At 67.2% G+C, this 20479-nt stretch carries 19 protein-coding genes, 1 tRNA gene and 1 riboswitch; of the genes, 4 read left to right on the top strand and 16 right to left on the bottom strand.

The window, feature by feature from the left end:
* The first annotated feature begins 4 nt into the window (after positions 1 to 4).
* Both hfq and hflX read left to right on the top strand, forming a co-directional pair.
* Positions 5 to 583, top strand: a complete 579-nt coding sequence (hfq, locus tag ATE62_RS20465; protein WP_269433376.1) for an RNA chaperone Hfq — start codon at positions 5 to 7, stop codon at positions 581 to 583.
* A 47-nt stretch (positions 584 to 630) separates the two neighbouring features.
* Entirely contained in the window at positions 631 to 1938 is a 1308-nt protein-coding gene (gene hflX, locus ATE62_RS20460; RefSeq protein WP_231736344.1) for a GTPase HflX, read from the top strand.
* Here hflX and mazG read toward each other — a convergent pair.
* The 11 genes from mazG to ATE62_RS20410 form a co-directional block, all read right to left on the bottom strand.
* Entirely contained in the window at positions 1922 to 2698 is a 777-nt protein-coding gene (gene mazG, locus ATE62_RS20455; RefSeq protein ID WP_058809956.1) for a nucleoside triphosphate pyrophosphohydrolase, read from the bottom strand. The two genes, hflX and mazG, sit on opposite strands and share 17 nt — an antisense overlap.
* 64 nt (positions 2699 to 2762) lie before the next feature.
* On the bottom strand, positions 2763 to 3242 hold the full coding sequence (locus ATE62_RS20450; protein ID WP_058809955.1) for a protein-tyrosine phosphatase family protein: 480 nt from the start codon (positions 3240 to 3242) through the stop codon (positions 2763 to 2765).
* 25 nt (positions 3243 to 3267) lie between these two features.
* Positions 3268 to 3441: a hypothetical protein gene (locus ATE62_RS23740; protein WP_197411750.1), complete on the bottom strand. Its 174-nt coding sequence runs from the start codon at positions 3439 to 3441 to the stop codon at positions 3268 to 3270.
* The gene (locus tag ATE62_RS20445) at positions 3438 to 4202 is read right to left on the bottom strand and encodes an MBL fold metallo-hydrolase (protein WP_058809954.1); all 765 of its coding nucleotides are present in this window, start codon (positions 4200 to 4202) and stop codon (positions 3438 to 3440) included. Before ATE62_RS20445 ends, ATE62_RS23740 begins: the two co-directional genes overlap by 4 nt.
* Positions 4203 to 4215: 13 nt before the next feature.
* Complete coding sequence (locus tag ATE62_RS20440) at positions 4216 to 4992, bottom strand: TatD family hydrolase (protein WP_058809953.1); 777 nt, start codon at positions 4990 to 4992, stop codon at positions 4216 to 4218.
* Complete coding sequence (metG, locus tag ATE62_RS20435; protein WP_058809952.1) at positions 4992 to 6572, bottom strand: methionine--tRNA ligase; 1581 nt, start codon at positions 6570 to 6572, stop codon at positions 4992 to 4994. Before metG ends, ATE62_RS20440 begins: the two co-directional genes overlap by 1 nt.
* Positions 6573 to 6610: 38 nt before the next feature.
* A complete protein-coding gene (locus ATE62_RS20430; RefSeq protein ID WP_058809951.1) occupies positions 6611 to 7588 on the bottom strand; it encodes a DNA polymerase III subunit delta' in 978 nt (325 codons plus the stop codon).
* Positions 7579 to 8202, bottom strand: a complete 624-nt coding sequence (tmk, locus tag ATE62_RS20425; protein WP_058809950.1) for a dTMP kinase — start codon at positions 8200 to 8202, stop codon at positions 7579 to 7581. Before tmk ends, ATE62_RS20430 begins: the two co-directional genes overlap by 10 nt.
* Positions 8199 to 9062, bottom strand: a complete 864-nt coding sequence (locus tag ATE62_RS20420) for a D-alanyl-D-alanine carboxypeptidase family protein (RefSeq protein ID WP_058809949.1) — start codon at positions 9060 to 9062, stop codon at positions 8199 to 8201. The genes tmk and ATE62_RS20420 overlap by 4 nt, the downstream gene beginning before the upstream one ends.
* A 73-nt stretch (positions 9063 to 9135) precedes the next feature.
* The gene (locus ATE62_RS20415) at positions 9136 to 10101 is read right to left on the bottom strand and encodes a septal ring lytic transglycosylase RlpA family protein (RefSeq protein ID WP_231736342.1); all 966 of its coding nucleotides are present in this window, start codon (positions 10099 to 10101) and stop codon (positions 9136 to 9138) included.
* Positions 10102 to 10114: 13 nt separating this feature from the next.
* Complete coding sequence (locus ATE62_RS20410; protein WP_231736349.1) at positions 10115 to 11110, bottom strand: lytic murein transglycosylase; 996 nt, start codon at positions 11108 to 11110, stop codon at positions 10115 to 10117.
* 243 nt (positions 11111 to 11353) lie between these two features.
* Here ATE62_RS20410 and ATE62_RS20405 point away from each other — a divergent pair, with 243 nt between their 5' ends.
* Both ATE62_RS20405 and ATE62_RS20400 read left to right on the top strand, forming a co-directional pair.
* Positions 11354 to 12196, top strand: a complete 843-nt coding sequence (locus tag ATE62_RS20405; protein WP_197412026.1) for an FkbM family methyltransferase — start codon at positions 11354 to 11356, stop codon at positions 12194 to 12196.
* Between the two features lie 54 nt (positions 12197 to 12250).
* Positions 12251 to 12340, top strand: a tRNA-Ser gene (locus ATE62_RS20400).
* 12 nt (positions 12341 to 12352) lie between these two features.
* Here ATE62_RS20400 and ATE62_RS20395 read toward each other — a convergent pair.
* From ATE62_RS20395 to ATE62_RS20375, 5 genes are all read right to left on the bottom strand, one after another.
* Complete coding sequence (locus ATE62_RS20395) at positions 12353 to 13000, bottom strand: outer membrane protein (RefSeq protein WP_156420651.1); 648 nt, start codon at positions 12998 to 13000, stop codon at positions 12353 to 12355.
* Positions 13001 to 13122: 122 nt separating this feature from the next.
* Positions 13123 to 13686, bottom strand: a complete 564-nt coding sequence (locus ATE62_RS20390) for a TMEM165/GDT1 family protein (protein WP_058809945.1) — start codon at positions 13684 to 13686, stop codon at positions 13123 to 13125.
* A 21-nt stretch (positions 13687 to 13707) separates the two neighbouring features.
* Positions 13708 to 13884: riboswitch (yybP-ykoY riboswitch) on the bottom strand.
* Positions 13863 to 14093, bottom strand: a complete 231-nt coding sequence (locus ATE62_RS20385; protein ID WP_058809944.1) for a hypothetical protein — start codon at positions 14091 to 14093, stop codon at positions 13863 to 13865. It overlaps the preceding riboswitch by 22 nt.
* A complete protein-coding gene (locus ATE62_RS20380) occupies positions 14093 to 18325 on the bottom strand; it encodes a translocation/assembly module TamB domain-containing protein (RefSeq protein ID WP_058809943.1) in 4233 nt (1410 codons plus the stop codon). The genes ATE62_RS20385 and ATE62_RS20380 overlap by 1 nt, the downstream gene beginning before the upstream one ends.
* On the bottom strand, positions 18325 to 20479 hold a 2155-nt coding region (locus tag ATE62_RS20375; protein WP_058818595.1), incomplete at its 5' end, for an autotransporter assembly complex protein TamA. The genes ATE62_RS20375 and ATE62_RS20380, both read right to left, overlap by 1 nt.

Below are 20479 nucleotides of genomic sequence, written 5' to 3'. Positions count from 1 at the left end.
CGCTTTGTCGCATATTGGGCACGCCAAGGCGAAGGCAACGGTCCGAAACGGGCCGTCCAGCGGTTTTTGCCGCCAAGAACAGGAGGCCAATGTGTCCGATAAAAACCAGAATCTCCAAGATCTCTTCCTCAACGCCCTGCGACGCAGCAAGACACCGGTGACGATGTTCCTCGTCAAAGGCGTCAAATTGCAGGGAATCATCACCTGGTTCGACAATTTCTCGTTGCTGCTGCGCCGCGACGGGCAATCGCAGCTCGTCTACAAGCATGCGATTTCGACGGTCATGCCCTCGCATGATTTCGACCTCGCGTCGCTCGGCAACGACATTCGCGAGGCGCCTGCGAGCAAGGGCAAGGCGCTGCAGGACGTGTTCCTGAACGCGGTGCGCAAATCCGACGAATCGGTGACGATGTTCCTTGTCAACGGCGTGATGCTCCAGGGCGATATCGTCGCCTTCGACCTGTTCTGCATGCTGCTCGAGCGCGAGCGGCAGGTGCAGCTGGTCTACAAGCACGCGATCTCGACGGTTCAGCCCAACGGGCCGATCAACCTGAGCGACAGCGAGCCCGAAGGCGACGCCTGATCGATATCGTAGCCGAAAGCGAAGAGGTAACCCGCGGCGCGACCGCGGTGCTGATCGTCCCCGAGTGGCACGGGCAGCGCCTTTCGCGCGATCTCGACGCGCGCGCCGAGGAGGCGAAGGGCCTCGCGCTGGCGATCGGGCTGGAGGTCGTCGCGGTGTTCCCGCTGCGACTGCGGCAGACGCGCGCAGCAACGCTGCTCGGCGTCGGGCAGGTCGACGCGATCAAGGCCGAAGTCGGCGAGGGGGCCGCGCAGCTCGTCATCGTCGATGCGGCGCTGACGGCGATCCAGCAGCGCAATCTGGAGACCGCCTTCGGCACGAAGGTCATCGATCGCACGGGATTGATCCTCGAAATCTTCGGCGAACGCGCGGCGACCGCCGAAGGCCGGTTGCAGGTTGAGCTCGCGCATCTCGATTATCAGGCGGGGCGGCTGGTGCGCAGCTGGACCCACCTCGAGCGCCAGCGCGGCGGCTTCGGCTTCCTTGGCGGACCGGGCGAAACACAGATCGAGGCCGACCGGCGGATGATCCGCAACCGCATGGCGCGCATCCGCAAACAGCTGGAGGATGCACGGCGCACGCGGCAGCTGCAGCGCTCGAAGCGCCAGCGCGCGCCGTGGCCGGTGGTCGCGCTCGTCGGCTATACCAACGCCGGAAAATCGACATTTTTCAATCGCCTGACGGGAAGTGACGTCATGGCGGAAGACATGCTCTTTGCGACGCTCGACCCGACGATGCGCGAGATACGGCTGCCCGGGATCGACAAGGCGATCCTCTCCGACACCGTCGGCTTCGTCTCCGACCTGCCGACCGAACTCGTCGCCGCCTTCCGCGCGACACTCGAGGAAGTGACCACCGCCGACCTGATCGTCCATGTCCGCGACATCGTCCATCCCGACAGCGAAGCGCAATATGCCGACGTCGTCGCGATCCTCAATTCGCTGGGCGTGAACGGCCCGCAGGATGGCAGGGAAGGGGGCGAAGAAGCGACCGCCGACATCATTCCGCAGATCGAGATCTGGAACAAGATCGACACCGCGGACCCCGAGCATCGCGCGCAGATCGCCGAGATGGCGGCGCGGCGGTCCGACGTCGCGGTCATTTCGGCGGTGAGCGGCGAGGGCGTCGAGGGTGCGCGCACGCTCATGGCGTCACAACTGACGGCGCAGCACAAGGTCCAGCGCATCTTCCTGCGCTATGAAGAGGGCGAAGCGGCGGCGTGGCTTCACGCGCGCGGCGAAGTGCTGAGCGACACGCTCGAGGGCGACGGGCATGTGCTGACGGTGCGGCTCGATCCCGCTGACGCGGCGCGGTTCGAGCGACTGTGGCCGACGGAGCCTACTCCGACGCCTTGACCGCCTGCCAATGGGCTTCCTGCGCGTCGAGCGAGAGGCCCTGCAGCGATCCGCCGGCGCGAGTTTCCATCGCGGCAAAGCGCCGCGCGAATTTCAGATTGGCGTCGCGCAGCGCACTCTCGGCATCGACGCCGAGCTTGCGGGCGTAATTGACGACCGCGAAGAGCAGGTCGCCGACCTCTTCATGCCGGTGCGCGTCGTCGGTCGCCGCGGCCACTTCGGCGAGTTCCTCGGCGATCTTGTCGCGCGGCCCTTGGGTGTCGGGCCAGTCGAAGCCGACGCGCACGGCGCGTCCCTGGAGCTTTTGCGCACGCATCAGCGCAGGCAGTGACAGCGCGACGCCGTCGAGCGCGCCCTTGGGGCCGTCGGCAGCGCGCTCGTCGGCTTTGATAGCCTCCCATTGTTTGCGAACGTCGGACGTCGTGACGTCGCCGAAGATATGCGGATGGCGGCGTTCCATCTTGGCGGAAATCGCGTTCGCGACATCGTCGAAGGTGAAGAGACCGTCGTCGGCGGCGATCTGGGCGTGGAAAACGACCTGGAGCAGCAAGTCGCCGAGCTCGTCGCAGATCGCCGCCGGGTCGCCGCCCGCGATCGCGTCGGCGACCTCATAGGCTTCCTCGATTGTATAGGGAGCGATCGTAGAGAAATCCTGCGCGAGATCCCATTCGCAACCGCCATCGGGGTTGCGCAGCTGGCGCATGATGCCGAGCAGGCGATCGATGGGGGATGCGGGGGAAGCGGGTTCGTCTGCGGGCATCTCTTTATCCGATAATATATATTATGTTAAGTAATTTGAAGAGGCGGCTGGGCATGTTTCAATTTCAATGGTCGTCGAGCGCCCTGATCCAGTCTCGCTGTTCGTCGGTATCCGGAACCTGCACGCCGCGCGCCGCTGAAATCGCGCGCAACGCGTCGTCGGCTGACTGACCAGCGTCGATCATCATCGCAGCGGCAAGCACCGCCGAGCGCCCGATGCCCGCCCGGCAATGGATCGCAACCGGCTTTCGGCGTGTGGAAACTTCGTTTGCGAAACGTTTGAACGCCGCGCGGCTCTCCGGCAGCCCGCGATCCGGAATCGGCCACGACAGAAATTCGATCCCGTTCCGTTCACACAGCGCCTTTTCCCGGCCCAGATCGAGATCGTCGACTTCTTCGCGCTCAAGCAGGCTGATGACAATTTCGACTCCCGACCGGCGCCAGTGGGCTACCTCGTCCCTGAGCCACTCTCCGGATCGCGGTCGCGCCATGATCGCAAGGCGCAGGTCGTCGGACGTTTCGATCCAGTAGATGTCCGACAGCATCAGCGTTTCGCCTGCCGATCGGCGGTCACGTCAACGCCTGCCAGGTTCGGATCACCAAGAACACCAGTCCGAAGATCGCGACCCATGCGAGCGCCATCTTGACCCAATCCTTCATCGGCAGTTGGCGCGCCAGCAGCGAACTGACCACCAGCGCCAGCGCGCCGATGCTCCAGATCAGGCCGATCGTCATATCGCTCATAGCTGCACCTCCAGCCCGTCGTAGCCGGGCTCGACCCCCGGCGGCAATTCGCCGGCAAGGTCGTCATAATCCATCGTATTGTCCATATGCGTGATGATCGCGCGCGGACTACCGACCTTTTCGAGCGCCGCGAGGGTCATCGCCAGATGCGGGTGCGTCGGATGCGGATAGCGGCGCAGCGCGTCGATCACGAACAGGTCGACGCCCTGGAAGAAGTCGACCATCTCGCCGGTGAACTTCGAAAAATCAGTAGCATAGCCGATCTTGTGCGCACCGTCGCTGAAGATCAGCCCGCTCGCCTTGATGGGGCCGTGCGGCATTTCGATCGCCGACACCTCGATCGGGCCGATCGACTGATGGTCGAGCAGGTCAATGGGATCGACCGACGCCGGATAGCCGGCATTGCCCGCAAAGGCGTAGGTAAAGCGCCATTTGAGCGTGTCGAGCACATGGTCGCGCGCATAGCAGGGCACCGCCGATCCGCGCAGGTGCATCACCTGGCGCAGATCGTCGAGCCCATGGGTATGGTCGGCATGCTCGTGCGTCCAGATCACAGCATCGACCTCGCCCACTTCGGCGGCGAGCAACTGCAGCCGCATGTCAGGGCTGGTGTCGACGAGGATGCGATAGCCGCCAAGCGAAATCAGGATCGAGGCGCGACTGCGCAAATTGCGCACATTGTCGGGATCGCACTGGCCCCAGTCGTTGCCAAGCCGCGGCACGCCCGACGAGGTGCCGCAGCCGAGGATGCGGACTTTCATTGCCGACGTGACGTCATGGCGCCGCCTTAGAAAAAAGCTTGTAAAAATTGAGACTTGTCGCCTCGCCCAGCGTTTCGCGATCCTCGCCGCGCAGCTCCGCGAGGAAGGACAAAGTGTCTGCGACGAAGGCCGGCTCGCCGGTCTTGCCACGGTGCGGGACGGGGGCGAGGAAGGGGGAATCGGTTTCGATCAGCAGCCGTTCCTGCGGCAGCCATTTTGCCGTCGCCTGCAACTCGGAAGCGTTCTTGAAGGTCACGATGCCCGAGATCGAGATATAGAGGCCGAGGTCGAGCACTTGGCGCGCAAAATCGTCGCTGGCGGTGAAGCAGTGGATCACCCCAGGGAAGACCGCCCTGCCCATCTCCTCGCCGAGCAGGGCGAGCGTGTCGGCCTCGGCATCGCGCGTGTGGACGATGACGGGCAGCCCCGTTTGCTGCGACGCATGGATATGGCGGCGGAAGCTGTCCTGCTGCCGTGCGCGGTCGCTCTTGTCGTAATAATAGTCGAGCCCGGTTTCTCCGATGCCGATCACGCGCGGGTGCGCCGCGCGCTCGACCAGCTTCGCAGTGTCGATATCGGGATGGTGGTCGGCGTCGTGGGGATGGATGCCCACGCTGGCCCACACGTCGGCATTGACCTCGGCGGCGGCGAGTACATCGTCCCATTCGCTTTCGCGTGTCGCGATGTTGAGCATCGCGGTGACCCCGCGATCCCGCGCGCGCGCCAGCACCTCACCCTGCTGCTCGGCAAGCCCCTTGTAGTTGAGGTGGCAGTGCGAATCGACGAGCATCAGGCCTCCCCTTCCCCTTCACCCTCGGGCAGTTCGAGGCGCGGGAAGATCGGGACCGGCTGGCCGACGGTGAAACCGCTCGCGGCGAGCGTGGCGAACCAGTCGGTGTCGGCGAGCGCGGCGGAATCGCGCGCGTCTTCCGCTATGCCCATCTGGTCGAGCAATTTGTCGGCCGCCGCTGGCACGACCGGACGGATGGCGATCGCGAGCGTGCGCACCGCCTGGAACAGCGTCATCAGCACCGCGCGCATGCGTTCGGGATCGGTCTTGCGCAGCGCCCAGGGCGCCTGCGCGTCGACATATTGGTTGCAGGCGAAGACCGCGCGGATCCAGTCCTCGATTCCGACCGAAAAAGCGAGCTGCTCGAATTCGCGCGGCAGGCGCTCGGTGGCCATCGCGTGGAGGTCGACGAGCAGGTCGGTATCGTCCTGTGCCGGCGTATAGTCCGCCGAAATCTTGCCGTCCAAATTCTTGAAAATCATCGATAAGCTGCGCTGTGCAAGATTGCCGAAACTGTTTGCGAGATCGGCATTGGCGGTGCGCACGATCGCCTCGGCCGAATAACTCCCGTCCTGGCCAAAGCTGACTTCGCGCAGCAGATAATAGCGCAGCGCATCGACCCCGAAGCGTTCGGCAAGCTCCATCGGGTCGACGACATTGCCGAGCGACTTCGACATCTTCTCGCCGCGGTTGAGCAGGAAGCCGTGGCCGAACACCTGTTTGGGCAAGGGCAGGTTAGCGCTCATCAGGAAGGCCGGCCAGTAAACCGTATGAAAACGAACGATATCCTTGCCGATCATATGGATGTCGGCGGGCCAGAACTTGCCCCACTGGCCATCGCGATCGGGGAAACCGAGCGCCGACATGTAAGTGGTGAGCGCGTCGACCCAGACATACATGACATGCCCCGGCGAACCCGGCACCGGCACGCCCCAGTCGAAGCTGGTGCGCGAAACGCTGAGATCCTTCAGTCCGCCCTCGACGAAGCGCAGCACCTCGTTGCGGCGGCTTTCGGGGCGGATGAAGTCTGGATTGTCGTTGTAGAGCGCGAGCAGCCGGTCCTGGTAGGCCGACAGACGGAAGAACCAACTTTCCTCGACCGTCCATTCGACCGGGGTGCCCTGCGGCGAGAGCCGGGCCTCCCCCTCCCCCTCAAGTTCGCTTTCGTCATAGAAAGCCTCGTCGCGGACCGAATACCAGCCCTCGTAGCGGTCGAGATAGAGATCGCCATTGGCCTCCATTGCGCGCCACAGCGCCTGCGACGCTTCGTGGTGCGCGGGATCCGAGGTGCGCATAAAATGGTCGAAACTGATATTCAGTTTCGCGTACATCTCACGGAAATATCCAGACATTTCGTCAGCGAGTTCGATCGTCGGCCGCCCCTGGTCGCGCGCGGTCTGATACATTTTCAGGCCATGCTCGTCGGTTCCGGTGGTCAGCCGCACGTCGCGCCCGCGCGCGCGCTGGAAGCGGGCCATGACATCGGTCGCGATCGCCTCATAGGCGTGGCCGATATGCGGGCGGCCGTTCGGATAGCTGATCGCGGTGGTGATGTAGAAGGGGATCTTGGTGTCGGGCATGGCCGCGCCTTAGCGGGTCGCGGGCGTCGGGGGAAGTCTCAGCGCGCGGGCTTCGGTGCGAGTTCGGCGAGGCAATTGCCGATTTCGAAACCGACCATCGCGCCGTCGTACGAGCCGCGGATCGCGTCGCGGACGGTGCGCTGCACACGGTCCCACTGGGCGAGTACCGGCGCAATCTCGGCGAGCGGGCGCTCGCGTGCGACCTGCGCGAGCAGCCCGGGCACGATGTCGATGACGAGTTCGAGCTTCGCGCGGTTGCTGGAGCCCGAGACTTCGCGCGCGAGCGCTTCGCGCAGGCGATTGTCGGGGTCGCCGGTGGCCGCGATGGCGAGCAATTTCTTCTCGGTCGCGGCGACGTCGCTGTCGATCAGTTCGAGCGCCTTGCCCGGTATGCCGCCCGCTGCGGTGACCGTGGCGCGGACTTCCGCAAGCCCGGTCATCGGGCGCTTTTCGTGCAGCCACGCCGTCATGACGTCACGCTCAACGGGTTGAAAACGAAGCGTTCTGCATCGAGAGCGGATCGTCGGCAGCAGGCGGCCGGGCGAATGGCTGATCAGCAGGAAGACGGTCTGCGCGGGCGGTTCCTCGAGTGTCTTGAGCAATGCGTTGGCGGCGTCGGTTTCGAGGTCGTCGATCGCGTCGACAACGATGACGCGCCAGTCGCCGAGCGACAGCGAGAAGTGCAGCCGGCGGATCATGCCGCGGATCTGGTCGATCGTGATGTTGCGCGCGAGGTCCTTGCCCTTGTCCTTCACCTGGCGGGTCAGGTGGAGGATCTCGGGATGGTTGCCTGCCTCGACGAGGCGGTCGGCGGCGGCGGCGCCCGGGTCGTCGAGCGAAGGCGCCGGCCCCTCCCCGCCCTTGTCATGCGTGACGAGGAAGCGCGCCGCGCGGGCTGCGAAGCCCGCCTTGCCCATGCCCTGCGGCCCCGCGAGCAGCCAAGCGTGGTGGAGCCGCCCCGCGGCCCAGGCTTCGAGGAAGGCTTTTTCAGGAGCCTGATGGCCGATCAGAGCCATGGTTCGAGATGCTCCATCAGGCGCGACGTCACGGCGTCGGGCGCGCCGCCCGCATCGATCACGCGCCAACGGTCGGGCTCGGCAGCGGCGAGCTCGGCGAAGCGCGCGGCGAGGCGCGCCTGATAGTCGGCGGGCTTGCTACCCATACGGTCGGCGCCCGCAGCGTCGCGCACCGACAGGCGCTTCGCCGCTTCGCCCCCGCCAAGAGTGAGCAGGAAGGTACGGTCGGGGAGCAGGCCTTCGGAGCCGAACGCGTGGAGCGCGAGGATGTCGGCGTCGGTGAGGCCGCCGCCGCCGCCCTGATAGGCGCGCGACGAGTCGACGAAGCGATCGCAGAGCACCCACGCGCCGCGCGCGAGCGCGGGGCGGATCGTGCGCGCGACATGGTCGGCGCGCGCCGCGGCGAAGAGCAGGGCCTCGCTGCGTGCGTCCCAGCGATCGTCGCTGCCCTCCATCAGCAGGCTGCGGATCGCTTCGGCGCCGGGACTGCCGCCGGGTTCGCGGGTGGTGACGACGTCGATGCCGCGCGCCGCCAGCGCAGCGGCGAGCGCGCGGAGTTGGGTCGACTTGCCCGCCCCCTCCCCGCCCTCGAGCGTGATGAAGCGCCCGCTCACCGCGTGGCGACGCGTTGGCGCGGCGGCTGGGCGAAACCCCAGTCGATCAGCCGCGCGGCTTCCTCGCGGCGCGCCTTGTCGCTCGCCATGCCCGCGACGACCATGACGAGCCGCCGCCCGCCGCGCTTCGCCGAGCCGAGGAAACAATAGCCCGCCTCCGCCGTGTGCCCGGTCTTCAGCCCGTCGGCGCCCGCGAGACCAAGGATCGGGTTGCGATTGGGCTGGACGATCGGCTTGCCGTCGGGCGCTGTGCCATGCTGGAGCTTGGCGATCGAAAAATAGCGCGCATAGGCCGCAGGATGGTCGCGGATCAGCCGGTCGGCGAGCGTGATCAGGTCGGCCGCCGACACCTTGGTCACACCGCCGTCGGGCCAGCCGCTCGGTGTACCGAACTTGCTCGATTTCATGCCAAGCGAGGTCGATACGACATTCATTCTTTTCACAAATTCCGCTTCGCTACCGTCGATCCCGACCGCGAGCACCGCCGCAGCGTCGTTGCCCGAAACGGTGATCAGCCCCTTGAGCAGATCGTCAACGCTGACCTTCTCGCCGGGCGCGAGGAACATCGACGAGCCTCCGTTGCCCGCGCGCCACTTCTTCCATTCGGCCTCGCCGACGGTGAATTGCGTGTCGCGCGATAATTTGCCCGCCTTGATCAGGTCGAGCACGACATAGGCGGTCATGACCTTGGCCATCGACGCGGGGGCGAAGCGCTGGTCGGCGCCGCGCGAATAGAGGATTTTTCCCGAATCGAGATCCTTGAGCATCACGATCGGCGCCTGCGGGACATAGGCCAGAGGCTGCGGTGCGGTCGGGATGGGCTTGGTCGGCGCAGCCTTGGTCTGCGCCGAAACCGACATGCCTTGGACGAGCAGCAGAAGAGCCAGCGCGGCGCCCCCTACCCGGCCAATGGTGAAGCGACCCGGCACGGAATCAGCGGTCGCGCTGGACCTGCGCGTCGCGGAAGCCTTTTGCCTTGGCCTTGCCGACGGCGGCGAGCGCCTCGGCTTCGCTGGCATAGGGGCCCATGCGTACGCGCCACAGATTGCCCGCCTTGATCACGCTGCCGCCGACCGATTTGGCAGCCGACCTGGCGCGCGTTTCGCCGCTGAACGCCGCGACCTGGACGACATAGCTGCCGGTCGCGGCGACCGGCGCGGGTTTGGGCTTGGCCGGCGCCGCGGCGGGTTTCGGCGCCGGTGTCTTGATCGCCGCAGGCTTGACCGCGCCAGGTCCCTCGACGATGAAGCGGTCGCCGCCGGGCGAAGGCGCCGAGGGCGTGGGTTTGCTGGCGGTTGCGGTAGCGACGCCTGCCGGGACCGGTTGGCCCGCAAGCTTGCCGCGCAGGAGCACGAGCAGCGTGTCGGGGGTCGCGAGGCGTTCGGCGACGGGCTTGCCGCTGCGCAGCTGGAGTTTTTCGGCCGCTGGCGGATTGGTGCGGCGCACGCGCACCGCGGCAAGCCCGCCATTCAGCCCGAGTTGCTGCGCGGCGCCGCGCGACAGGTCGATCAGCCGGTCGTTCGCCATCGGGCCGCGGTCGTTGACACGGACGAGGATGGTGCGCCCCGTGTCGAGCGCGGTGACCTCAACATAGCTTGGCAACGGCAGCGTCTTGTGCGCCGCCGTGATCGCATCGGGATCGAAGGCCTCGCCGGTCGCGGTCGGGCGCCCCGCGAGTTCCTCGCCATACCAACTCGCATAGCCGACATCGTCATAGTCGGGGATGTCCGCCGGCGTATAGGTGGCACCGCCGACGGTGAAGGGCGCGCCGAGCTTGGGCGGGCCATCGACCGCCACCGGGCCGGCGGGCGCCGGCGACGGCGCGGCGGTCGGACCGCTATCCCTTTTACCGTCGAAACTGCCACAACCGGCGAGCAGCAACGCCGCTCCAGCCGCCATCAGGCCCCCGCCCCTAACGATCGATTTCATCCGCCAATAACCCCACAGACAGCGCGTAAAAGTTGGAACAATTGTAATCGAGTATCGCACGATAGTTGCCGGTCAGCAAATAGGCGGTTTTTCCGGGGCCATCGGGTTCGAGCAGCGTTGCCTGGACATGATCCGCCGGCCAGCGCCCGCCCGCGGGCACGATGCCGTCGGCGCGCCATTCGGCCATCGAGCGCCAGCGGCTGTGGCGCTCGAACACGCGCGGGCAGCGCGTCGCCTGAAGCTTGCTCGCGACGCGCGCGCGGTTGAAGCCGTCGGGCACGCGCACCGCGACGCCCCACGGCTGGCCCGCGCGCCAGCCGGCGCGGCGGAGATAGGCGCCGATCGATTCGATCGCGTCGGCCTCGCTCGACCAGATATTCGCGCGGCCGTCGCCGTCGCCATCCTCGGCGACCTCGAGATAGACCGAGGGCAGGAACTGCGGGTAGCCGAAGGCGCCGGCCCAGCTGCCCTTCAGCACCTGCCGCGGGACGCCGCGCTCGACCATCTGCAGCGTCGCGAGGAATTCAGGTTCGAACAGGCTGCGGCGGCGCCCTTCATAGGCGAGTGTCGCCAGCGCCTCGGGCAGGTCGAAATTGCCGGTGACCTGGCCGTAAGCGGTCTCGTGGCCGAATATGGCGATCATGATGCTGGTCGGCACCCCGGTGCGCGCCTCGATGCGCGACAGTAGCGGAAGAAGCCGGTCGTGGACGCGGCGCCCGCCACCGATGCGTGCGGCATCGACATGCTTCGCCTTGTACGGCGCGAAGGCCGGAATCGGCGTGTTCGGGCTGGGCGGGCTACCGAGATTGTCGCGGTCGAGCGCGACGACGCGCGCGTTGTAGCGCAGCCCCGCGGTGACGCGGTCGAAAGTCGCACGCGACACGCCCTTCGCCTGCGCCTTGGGCCAGAGCGACTGGACATAGGCATCGAAGCCCGGATCGCCGCTGCCCTGTGCGTGGAGCGGGGCCGACGCCGCCATCGTCCAGGCCGAGGCGGCGACCGCCGTCACCTTGAGAAAGCGGGCGATTCCAGAAGTTTTGCGTCGCATCATGTCCACCCCATAGGGATGATCTGGCACGGATGCACGTCCCATGAACAGGGGGGCGGGAGACGAGCCGAGTCATAAGCGCGGCGGATCGAGCGGCGTTGACGCTGTGGCCGGGCGGCGGTACGCGCTGGGGCGAGCTTTCGTGGGGGTTGCATGGGTATCGATCCGGGATTGTTGCGGTTTTTCTCCCCGCTGCGCCGTCTGCGCGGGTGGCAGCGCCTGTGCCGCGCGCTCAGCGGCCCGGCGAGGCAGGCGCATGGTGAGACCCGGGTGCGCTATTCGCGCGGCGAGGTCAGCCTCGACCCCGCCTCCTTCGTCGAATGGAATGTGCTGGTCCTCGGCGATTATGAGGGCGACGAGAAGCGCATCTTCTGCGATCTGGCGCGGCAGCGCGGCCGGACGGGCGTGTGCCTCGACGTCGGCGCCAATGTCGGCATGCATTCGCTGACCTTTGCCGAAACCTTCGACCAAGCAGTTTCGGTCGAACCGAACCCGCCGGTTTTCAATCGCTTGGTCCGCAATATTGCCAGCGGGTCGAATGGCAATGTCACGCCGCACAATGTTGGCCTCGCCGACGCCGACGGCGAACTCCTCTTCTATCAGCCGACCGAGGCGAACCAGGGCACGGGCACCTTCGACCCGATGTTCGCTCCCGCCAACGCACGCGAGATCGCGCTGCCGATCCGTATCGGCGACGAATTGGTGGCCGAAAGCGGGCTCGCGGGGCGCATCGACGCGATCAAGATCGACGTGCAGGGATTCGAGCCGCAGGTGCTGGCGGGACTGGCAGCGACGCTGCGCGAATGCCGGCCTTTGCTGTGGTTCGAGGTGTCGGATTCGACGATCGAGCGGATGGCCGATTATGGCGGGGTCAAGGGCGTGGTGCCTTTCGACTTCGACCTGTTCCGGTTCCGCACCCACGCCGTCGCCGGGCTCTTCTACCAGACCGAGCTGGTGGCGTGCGATGCGGACGCGCAGCTGACCAATGCCGATTATCTGGTCGTGCCCAAAGGCTAAACGAAGAGAGGTTTCGCTTGCCGCGAAACGGATGCGCGTTATGGCGCGGGCGAAGGAAGTGTGGCCGAGTGGTTTAAGGCAGCGGTCTTGAAAACCGCCGTGGGTGCAAGCTCACCGTGGGTTCGAATCCCACCGCTTCCGCCAAATCGCCAAGCCTCAGAAATTCCAGGCGATCGTGGCGAGCCAGCTGTGCGAGCCGAAGTTGCCCTTGAAGCGTTGCCCGCCCTGGATGCTGGTGAATTTGAAGCCTTCGCCGTGGATCAGGCGATATTTGACGCCGAGATCGACGTTTTTGGTGAGCGGCACATAGGCACCCGCGAGCAACTGGCCGACTGGCCGCGTCGATTTGGCATCGATGAAGGCTTCGAGCGGCAGGCGGCTGCGAAAGCGGCTGGCTTTCACCTGCTGGAAACCGACGCCGAGCCCGGCATAGGCGCCGATGCGCCCGTTGCCGCCCGCCTCGATCAGCACATTGGCCATCAGCGCCTTGCGGTGCGTATAGCCCTTCACATCGGGATAGATGCCGGGCTGGCTGATTTCGGGCCCGGTGAGCAAGGTCGGGACGTTGACGATATAGTCGTGGATGCGGCTGCGCTGCGCGACGAATTCGCCCTCGACGCGGATGGTGCCGAAGTCGTAGCCCGCCGCGAGCGCGGTATCGAACTGGCCGGTGTGATAGTCGACGCGGTTGGCCTCCTTGACGCCATCGACGCGAAATTCGGTGTCGACGGGATCGGTGAGGCCCAGCGCATATTGGACATAGGCCTTGCCATCGCGTGCCTGCGCCGCGGAGGGGAACAACAAGCCGACCGCCAGTAACGCGGCCACTGGCCTGACGGGCTGTTTATGGTTCGATTTCATCGCTTTCCCCACCTTACCCGATACGGGCATATGGGGAGAGCGAGGCGGGCGCAATCGAAACAAATTCAGCTGGCGGCCTGAACGAGCACCCACAGGCCGATGACGAGGAACAGCCCGGCGGCGATCTTGCGCACCGTGTCGAGGTTGACACGCTTCAGCAGTTCGTGGCCGAGGAAGATCGCGGGGACGTTGGCGATCATCATCCCCAGCGTCGTCCCCGCCGTCACCAGCGCAACGCTCTGATATTGCGCGCCGAGCGCGATGGTCGCAACTTGGGTCTTGTCGCCCATCTCGACGAGGAAGAAGGCGATCAGCGTCGTGACGAAAGCGCCGAAGCGGGGCTTGGGGGCTTGGTCGTCGTCGAGTTTGTCGGGGATCAGCGTCCACGCCGCCATCGCGATGAAGCTCGCGCCGATCGCATAGCGGAAGACCGGGCTGTCGAGGAAGGCGGCGGCCGATGCGCCGAGCAAGGCGGCGAGCGCGTGGTTGGCGAGGGTCGCCACTAAAATCCCGAGGATGATCGGCAGCGGCTTGTTGAAGCGCGTCGCGAGCAGGATCGCGAGCAACTGTGTCTTGTCGCCGATCTCGGCGAGCGCGACGACGGCGGTCGAGGTGAAGAGCGCTTCCATGTACGTACTCCGGGGCCGGGCGGCGTTGCGATTCCAACGGACATCGAAACCCGCCGCCCGGCCCGGACGTGGGGTCGATGCCATTGGTCTCGCCCAAGCGCGTCTTGCGCTTCCACCGCACCACGGCCTCTCGACCGAGTATGTTGACGCGGCGGCCCGTCCGGGTGGACGGCTGGCTACTCCCCAGATGACGGGCGTGCGGTAGCGGGCGGCGCTTCTGCTGGCAAGGCCTTTGGCGCCTCCTCTCCTGCGTCCTTTGCGGCCTTGTCGGCGGCGGCGATATCGGCGTCCATCGCCTTGGCGCGCGCCTCGATCTCCTTCGCCGCCTGGTCGTAGCGGTCCTCGAACTTGGGCTCCTTCTCGCAGGCGGCGAGGAGCAAAGGCAGGAGGAGCAGCGCGGCGCGCATTAATAGTCCTTGCGGTAGCGGATGCTGAAATTGGTCTGGCCCGAGCCGCCCGCCTGGCTGAGGATCGAGAGCGCCGGGGTCAGGCTGATTTCGAGCTGGGTCGCGGTATAGCCGCGGCCGTCGGTGATCACCTCGAGGTAGATGTCGTTGGTGATGTGCTGGCCGGCGGCGAGCGCGGTGCCCCTGCCTTGCGTATCGTCGGGGCCGAGCACGCGGAGGCGATCGATGCCGGTCGCCGACTGCAGCGCGCCGAGCGGGCTGAGGCCGCCGCTGCCGCGCAGGCTGTTGAGCGAGGCGGCGAGCTGCACCGCCTGCAGCGGCGAGAGTTCGGTGATCGAGCTGCCGAAGAGGATGCGTGAAACGATCTCGTCCTGCGGCAGGCCGGGGACGCTGGAGAAGGCGATCTGCGGGTTCTGCGCGCGGCCCGAGACATTGACGGTGACGGTGACATTCTCGATCGTGTCGCTCGCGACGAGGCGGATCGACGGGTCGAACGCGTCGCCGGTCGGGAAATTGACGCGGCCCTCGGTGAGCTCGAACGAGCGGCCCGCGAAGCCCAAAGTACCGCGCACCAGTTCGATCTCGCCGGTAACGCGCGGCGCCTGGGTAGTGCCCTTGAGGGTTACGTCGGCCTGCCACTCGGATTCGAGCCCCATGCCGCTGACATAGATTTCGTCGGTGGCGCGGAGGCGGATGTCGAGGCGGATCAGGTCGAACAGGCTGGTGCCGACCGAGGCGAGCCCGTCGCCGCTGATCCGCGGACGGCCCGCGGGCGGCTTGCGGCGGACGCCGGTCAGCACGGGCACCTGCGCCGCGCCCTGGCGGACGATGCGGTAGCGCGTTTCGGGGAGGCGGAGGTCGCCCGAGAGCAACGCGGTCTGCCCCGCGACCTTTTCGAGCGTGAGGTTGCCCGTGGCGCGCGCCGACAAATCGTCGCTGCGCGCGAGGCGGGCGTTGTCGAGCACCGCGTCGATCTTCATCGGATAGCCGCTGTCCTTGGCGAGGCTGACATAACCCGACGCCTTGACACTGCCGTCGCCCGCGGTCGCGGTGAGCTGCTCGATCTCGACCCGGTCGCCCGAGAAGCGGCCGTTGACGACCATGTTGGTCAGCCGCGTGCCATAGGTGAGGTTCTCGTAATTGAGCGCATTGCCGCGAATGACGCCGTCGAGGCACGGGTCGGAAAGGCGGCAGCTGAAGTCGGCGGCGACCGCGATCGGCCCGCCGAGCCGCTGGTCGCCCGAGCCGACAAAGGAGAAGAGCGTGTCGGCGGGGCCGTTGTAGCGGAGGCCGCCCGACAGCGGCGCGGCCTGCAACCGGGTCGTCCAGGTACCGGTGCCCGGCGGAAGCGGGCGGAGCGAGGCCTGGAGGCGGCCGATGACGCTGCCGCGCTTGCGCATCACCGCGCTCGCCTCGCCACCGTCGGCGAGCAACTTGCCCGCAAAATTGATATCGACCGGCTGGCTGACCGTCGCGGCGGTCGTGCGGGTGAAGCCGGTGATCGTGAGGCGCGCGTCGGCGCGCGGGAAGCTGGTCGCGCTCGCCTGCTCGAAATCGACGCTGCCCGTCGCGCGGCCGCCGAGACCCATGTCGGGATAGACGGCGTTGAGCAGCGACAGGTTGACGCGGTCGAGGCGGCTCTGGAGCATGATGCCGTCGCCGAAACGCCCCGCGAGCCGCGCGCTGCTGCCGCGGCCGAAATCGAGGTTGGTCGGGAGCAGTTCGTAGCCGTCCTTGCCGGGGATGATCCGCGCGGGGCTGGTGGTGCGGAAATTGACGCCGGTCGCGCGGCCCTGCACCGAGGCGCGCCAGAGTTCGGGGGTCAGGTCGGCGTTGGCGGCGACGCGGAAGGGTACGCCGCTGGTCCCCTCGACGAGCGCTTGTGCCTTGCCCGCGCCATTCTGGTAATCGATCTTCACGCGGCCGACGGCGATGTCGAAATCGCGGATGCGCGTCTGCGCGATCTGGATGTCGGCGATGACGCGTGGGCGTTCGTAGAGGATGACGTCGGCGTCGACGATCGCCGAGCCGATTGCGAGCTGCGCCGGGCCGGGCAGCACGACATTGTTCGCGCGCACGTTGATCGCGGCGGCCTGATATTGGCCCGCGGCGCTCAAGCGGACGAGACCGCCGAGACCCTGGCCCGACGCATCGAGCTGACCGACGAAGGGGCCGGCGGCGCTCTGGACGAGGCGGCCTTTGAAGCCGATGCCCGACAGGTCGCCGCGCTCGATGTCGATGGTCAGCGGGCCTTTCGCGGTGAGCAGCACGACATCGGCGGCGAGCGGGCCGTAGTCGGTGTCGCCGGTCGCGGCAAGGCGATAGCCGTTCGGTGCGCCGGTGATCCGCGCGACGAGCTTCTGGAGCCCGATGCCGAGCCCGGGGCGGTCGGCGGTGAGCGTCGCGCGCGGATCGGTGATCGTGCCGGCGAGTTGGAGGCCGAGCGGGCCATAATCGGTCGAGCTGGCGCGCGCGGTCAGCAGGATCTGGCCGTTGGGGTTGTAGCTCCCCTGCCCGCTGGTCACGCGCATCAACGGCGCGTTGAGGCGGAGGTTGGCGAAGCGGATGATACCGTCGGTGCCGTAGCGCACGTCGCTCGACGCGGTCGCATTGCCGCCGAGGACGTTGCGCACGCCCGAGTTGAAGAGCTGGGTCGAACGCGCGCGGACGCGGCCGACGATCTCGAACCCGCCGTTCGCGGCGGTCTTCAGATCGGCGTCGGTGTCGATGTCGAAGATGCCGACGCTCTCGATGCGATAATCGTCGATCCGCCCGTCGATCGCGCCGGTGTAGAAGCCGCGGTTGAGGTCGGCGATCAGGATGGCTTTGGCGTCGATGCGGCTTGAGCGCAGGCGCATATTGTCGCTGAGCAGGCGCCCGTCCTTATAGGCGAGGTCGCCGTCGAGACGGACCTGCACGAGCGTACCGCCGGCGACGGTATCGAGCCCGCGGATGCGCGTCGCGCGGCCCGCGACCGGGATGAATATCTGGTCGGGGTCGACGCGCGCCTTGCCGGCCAAGCTAAGTGCCTCGATCACGATGTCATTGACCGCGAGGCTGGTCGCGTTCGCCTGATATTCGACCGTCGGCAGGCGGAATTCGCCGTCGAGCCGCGCCTGCGCGCGCAGCCCGCTGCCGCGCACATAAGGCGCGATGGCGCCGGGTTTGAGCAGGACGAAGGCGATCTGCAATCCGTCGTAGCGGCTTGCGCCGAGATCGATACCCCCGCTGAGCCCGACGCGCGCGGCGTCGGACGAGATGCGGCCGTCGAGGTCGACCTTGCGCTCGGCGAGGCGCGCGGTGAGGTCGATCGCGGTTTCGGTGCCGAGCATGTCGGCGACGGGGCCCGCGGCGAGCAGGCGCGAGGGCTGCGCGGTGCCCTTGACTGCAAAAGTGCCGTTGCGCGCGGTGAGGTTCAGGCGGGCGAGCGGTTGGGTACCGAGATTGCCGGTGAGCGTGCCGTTCCAGACCTTCCAGTCGCCCTTGCCCGTCAGCTTGGCGGTCAGCGGTTCCTCGAAGCCGCCCATGGCGGCGAGCACGCCGCCCTGCGGGGCGTTGATGTCGAAATCGACGTCGAACCGATTCGATTCGGGGACCGCATCCAGGATCAGCGCGAGCTTGTCGCCTTTCGCATCGGCACCGATCGTTTCGGCATTGGCGGTGACCTGCGCGCGGCGGTCGGCGATCGCGACCTTGCCGGTCAGGCGCGCTTCCTGCCGCTGGCCCGCTACGGGGGCCTCGAAGACAAAGCGGTCGACCTGCAATTTGGCGACGTCGATGTCGATGTCGGGGAGCAAGGGCTCGCCGGTGTCGGGGACGGCCTTGAACGCCGGGAGCCGCTGCATCGTGATCGTCTGCGCCGTCGCCGAGCGGATATCGAGATGGTTCGAGAGGTAAGCGAAGGGGCGCCAGTCAACGCGCACTTCGGGCGAGCGCAGGAAGACGCCCTTGGTATCCTTCAGCGTCAGGTCGCGGATCACCATCTGGCCGAACAGCGAGCCATCGAGGCGGCCGATGCCGATCTTCATCCCGTTTTCGAGTTCGATCTTTTCGATCTGGGTGACGACGAAGCGCCGCCCCGCATCGCTGTTGAGCCCGATCAGGAACAGCCCGATCAGCGCGACGAGACTGAGCAATGCGATCCCGGTCCAGCGCGCGATGCGCCGCGGCCAGGACCGCTTCGCCTTTACCGGCGGCGGCGGCGCGTCGTCGAAGGCGGCGGCGTCGGCCATCAGAAGGCCTGCCCGATCGAGACATAGACGCTGACCCGTCCCTCGCCCGGCTGGCGATCGATCGGGGTCGCGATGTCGAGGCGCATCGGGCCGAAATTGGTGTAGAAGCGCCCGCCGATGCCGACGCCGTAGCGCAGGTTCGAGAAGGTCGGGGTCGAGCCGCGATAGACCTGTCCCGCGTCGACGAAGCCGACGATCCCGTAATTGCCGAAGCGGTAGCGCGCCTCGACCGCGGCCTCGTTGACGCTGCGCCCGCCGATCGGGTCGTTGTTCGGATCCTTCGGGCCGAGCTGCTGATAGCCGAAGCCGCGCACCGAGCCGCCGCCGCCGGCGTAGAAGCGCCGCGACGGCGCGAGATTGTCGCGCGAAGCCCCGAGGATCGAGCCGACGCGGACGCGGCCCGCGAGCACGATGCTATCGGTCACCGGATAATAGCCACTGACGTCGACGCGCGCCCGCGCATAGGGCGAGAAGCGGCCGCTGAGCGATCCTTCGGGCTGGAGCAGCCCTGTGACGCGGAAGCCCTTGGTGGGGTTGAGCAGATTGTCGCTGCGGTCGATGCCGAGCTGGCCGGTCAGCCCGGCGATATAATAGACGCTGCGCGTGCGGTCGGCGAGGAGGAAGTCGTAATCATCCTCGCTCGTCGCGATCAGGTCGAGGCCATAGGCGTAGGTGATCTTCTTTTGCCAGATCGGCGTCGATTCGCGGCTGACGCGCGCGCCGATACGCCCGGTGAGCGCTTCGAAGGCGTTGTAATTGCTGCGCGACGCCTCGGCGATCAGTTCGAAGGTGCGGTCGCGGCGTCCGGCGTTCGAGCGGCGGAAGGTCGCGCCGAGCGACTGTTCCTGCGTTCCCGCGACACCGCGGATGATCAACGCGCCCTCGGGCGGGAAAAGATTGCGGTGCGTCCAGCTGCCCTCGAGCCGGATGCCCTCGCCGGTGCCGTAGCCCGCGCTGGCGGCGAGCGTGCGCGGCGGGCCCGCTTCCTGCGTCACCAGCATCGTCACATATTCGGTGTCGTCGCCCGCGCTCTCGCCGGTCTTTTGCGGCTCGACCGAGACGGTCGCGAAGAGCCCGGTCGCGACGAGCGCCTGGCGCAGGTCGTCGGCCTTGCGGCTGTCGTAGAGGTCGCCGCGCTTGAAGCGCGCGAGCAGTTCGACATGCTCGACGTCGAACGCGAGCTTGCCCGTGGTCTCGAACCCACCGAAGCGCGAACGCGGGCCGATGTCGACGGGGAGCGTGTAGACGCCGTCGCCGGTCGCGCCGTCAAGCAATATGTCGCGCTGGCCGACGGCCGCGAAGGGATAGCCTTCCTCGGGCAGCTTGAGCGCGATGGCGGCTTCGGCGCCCTGCACGCGCTGCGCGACGATCGGTTCCCCGATCGCGAGCGGGAAATTATCCTTGATCAGCGTCGGCGGGATGGTGGGCGCCGCGTCGATGACGATGTCTGAGAAGGTGTAGCGCTGGCCCGGGACGACGTCGATGATCGCAATGAGCGGGCGGCGCTGGCCCGGGGTGGTGTCGGGTGCGGCGCCGCCGGCCGGGGCGGTCGCTGGAGCGGCGGCGCCTTCGCCGCGGCCGTTGCCGCGTCCGCCGCCCTGCCCGCCATTCTGGCCGCCGCCGCCGCCGCCGCGGTCGAGGCGGGTGTCGACGCGCGCGTCGTAATAGCCCTCGGAGGCAAGCACGCGGCGCATCAGGTCGGCGTCGGCGGTCAGCCGCGCGCGGACCATCGCGGCGTTCGCGGCCTCGCCGTCGCCGTCGTAGAGCGCCGACAGGTCGCCGAACAGGTCGGCGAGGTCGGCATCGGTGCTGTCGTCGGCAGCCTCGAGGCCGTTGACCTGCACGGTGTAAGCGACCTTGACGCTCTCGTCGGCGGACTCGGGTTCGGCGAATTCGACCGGCTCGGCATTGAAATTCTCGAGGGGCGGCAGCGGCTTGGCGAGTTCGACGTCGTTGATCGGCGCGTCGCCGATGGCCTCGACCGCGTCGCCGTCGGCGAGCGCGGGGGTCGGGGCGGGTTCGGCGCCGGGCGGGGTTTCGCCTTCGGAGGCGGCCTTGGCCGCCTGGCGGCGTTCGAATTCGGCGATCGATTCCAGCGGCACGTCGAGTTCGGGGTCGTTCTCGGCCGAGATCGGCGGGATGGCCTTATCGAAC

It is taken from the genome of Sphingopyxis sp. HIX, assembly GCF_001468285.1.
Lineage (GTDB): Bacteria > Pseudomonadota > Alphaproteobacteria > Sphingomonadales > Sphingomonadaceae > Sphingopyxis.
This window is presented reverse-complemented; position numbering and strand designations above follow the sequence as displayed.

What these genes read in the sequence shown, in the direction of transcription:
- mazG (WP_058809956.1), bottom strand. Translation starts at nt 2,698, where the DNA reads ATGCCCGCAGACGAACCCGCTTCCCCCGCATCCCCCATCGATCGCCTG.
- ATE62_RS20450 (WP_058809955.1), bottom strand. Translation starts at nt 3,242, where the DNA reads ATGCTGTCGGACATCTACTGGATCGAAACGTCCGACGACCTGCGCCTT.
- ATE62_RS23740 (WP_197411750.1), bottom strand. Translation starts at nt 3,441, where the DNA reads ATGAGCGATATGACGATCGGCCTGATCTGGAGCATCGGCGCGCTGGCG.
- ATE62_RS20445 (WP_058809954.1), bottom strand. Translation starts at nt 4,202, where the DNA reads ATGAAAGTCCGCATCCTCGGCTGCGGCACCTCGTCGGGCGTGCCGCGG.
- ATE62_RS20440 (WP_058809953.1), bottom strand. Translation starts at nt 4,992, where the DNA reads ATGCTCGTCGATTCGCACTGCCACCTCAACTACAAGGGGCTTGCCGAG.
- metG (WP_058809952.1), bottom strand. Translation starts at nt 6,572, where the DNA reads ATGCCCGACACCAAGATCCCCTTCTACATCACCACCGCGATCAGCTAT.
- ATE62_RS20430 (WP_058809951.1), bottom strand. Translation starts at nt 7,588, where the DNA reads ATGGCTCTGATCGGCCATCAGGCTCCTGAAAAAGCCTTCCTCGAAGCC.
- ATE62_RS20420 (WP_058809949.1), bottom strand. Translation starts at nt 9,062, where the DNA reads ATGTCGGTTTCGGCGCAGACCAAGGCTGCGCCGACCAAGCCCATCCCG.
- ATE62_RS20415 (WP_231736342.1), bottom strand. Translation starts at nt 10,101, where the DNA reads ATGGCGGCTGGAGCGGCGTTGCTGCTCGCCGGTTGTGGCAGTTTCGAC.
- ATE62_RS20410 (WP_231736349.1), bottom strand. Translation starts at nt 11,110, where the DNA reads ATGGCGGCGTCGGCCCCGCTCCACGCACAGGGCAGCGGCGATCCGGGC.
- ATE62_RS20390 (WP_058809945.1), bottom strand. Translation starts at nt 13,686, where the DNA reads ATGGAAGCGCTCTTCACCTCGACCGCCGTCGTCGCGCTCGCCGAGATC.
- ATE62_RS20385 (WP_058809944.1), bottom strand. Translation starts at nt 14,093, where the DNA reads ATGCGCGCCGCGCTGCTCCTCCTGCCTTTGCTCCTCGCCGCCTGCGAG.
- ATE62_RS20380 (WP_058809943.1), bottom strand. Translation starts at nt 18,325, where the DNA reads ATGGCCGACGCCGCCGCCTTCGACGACGCGCCGCCGCCGCCGGTAAAG.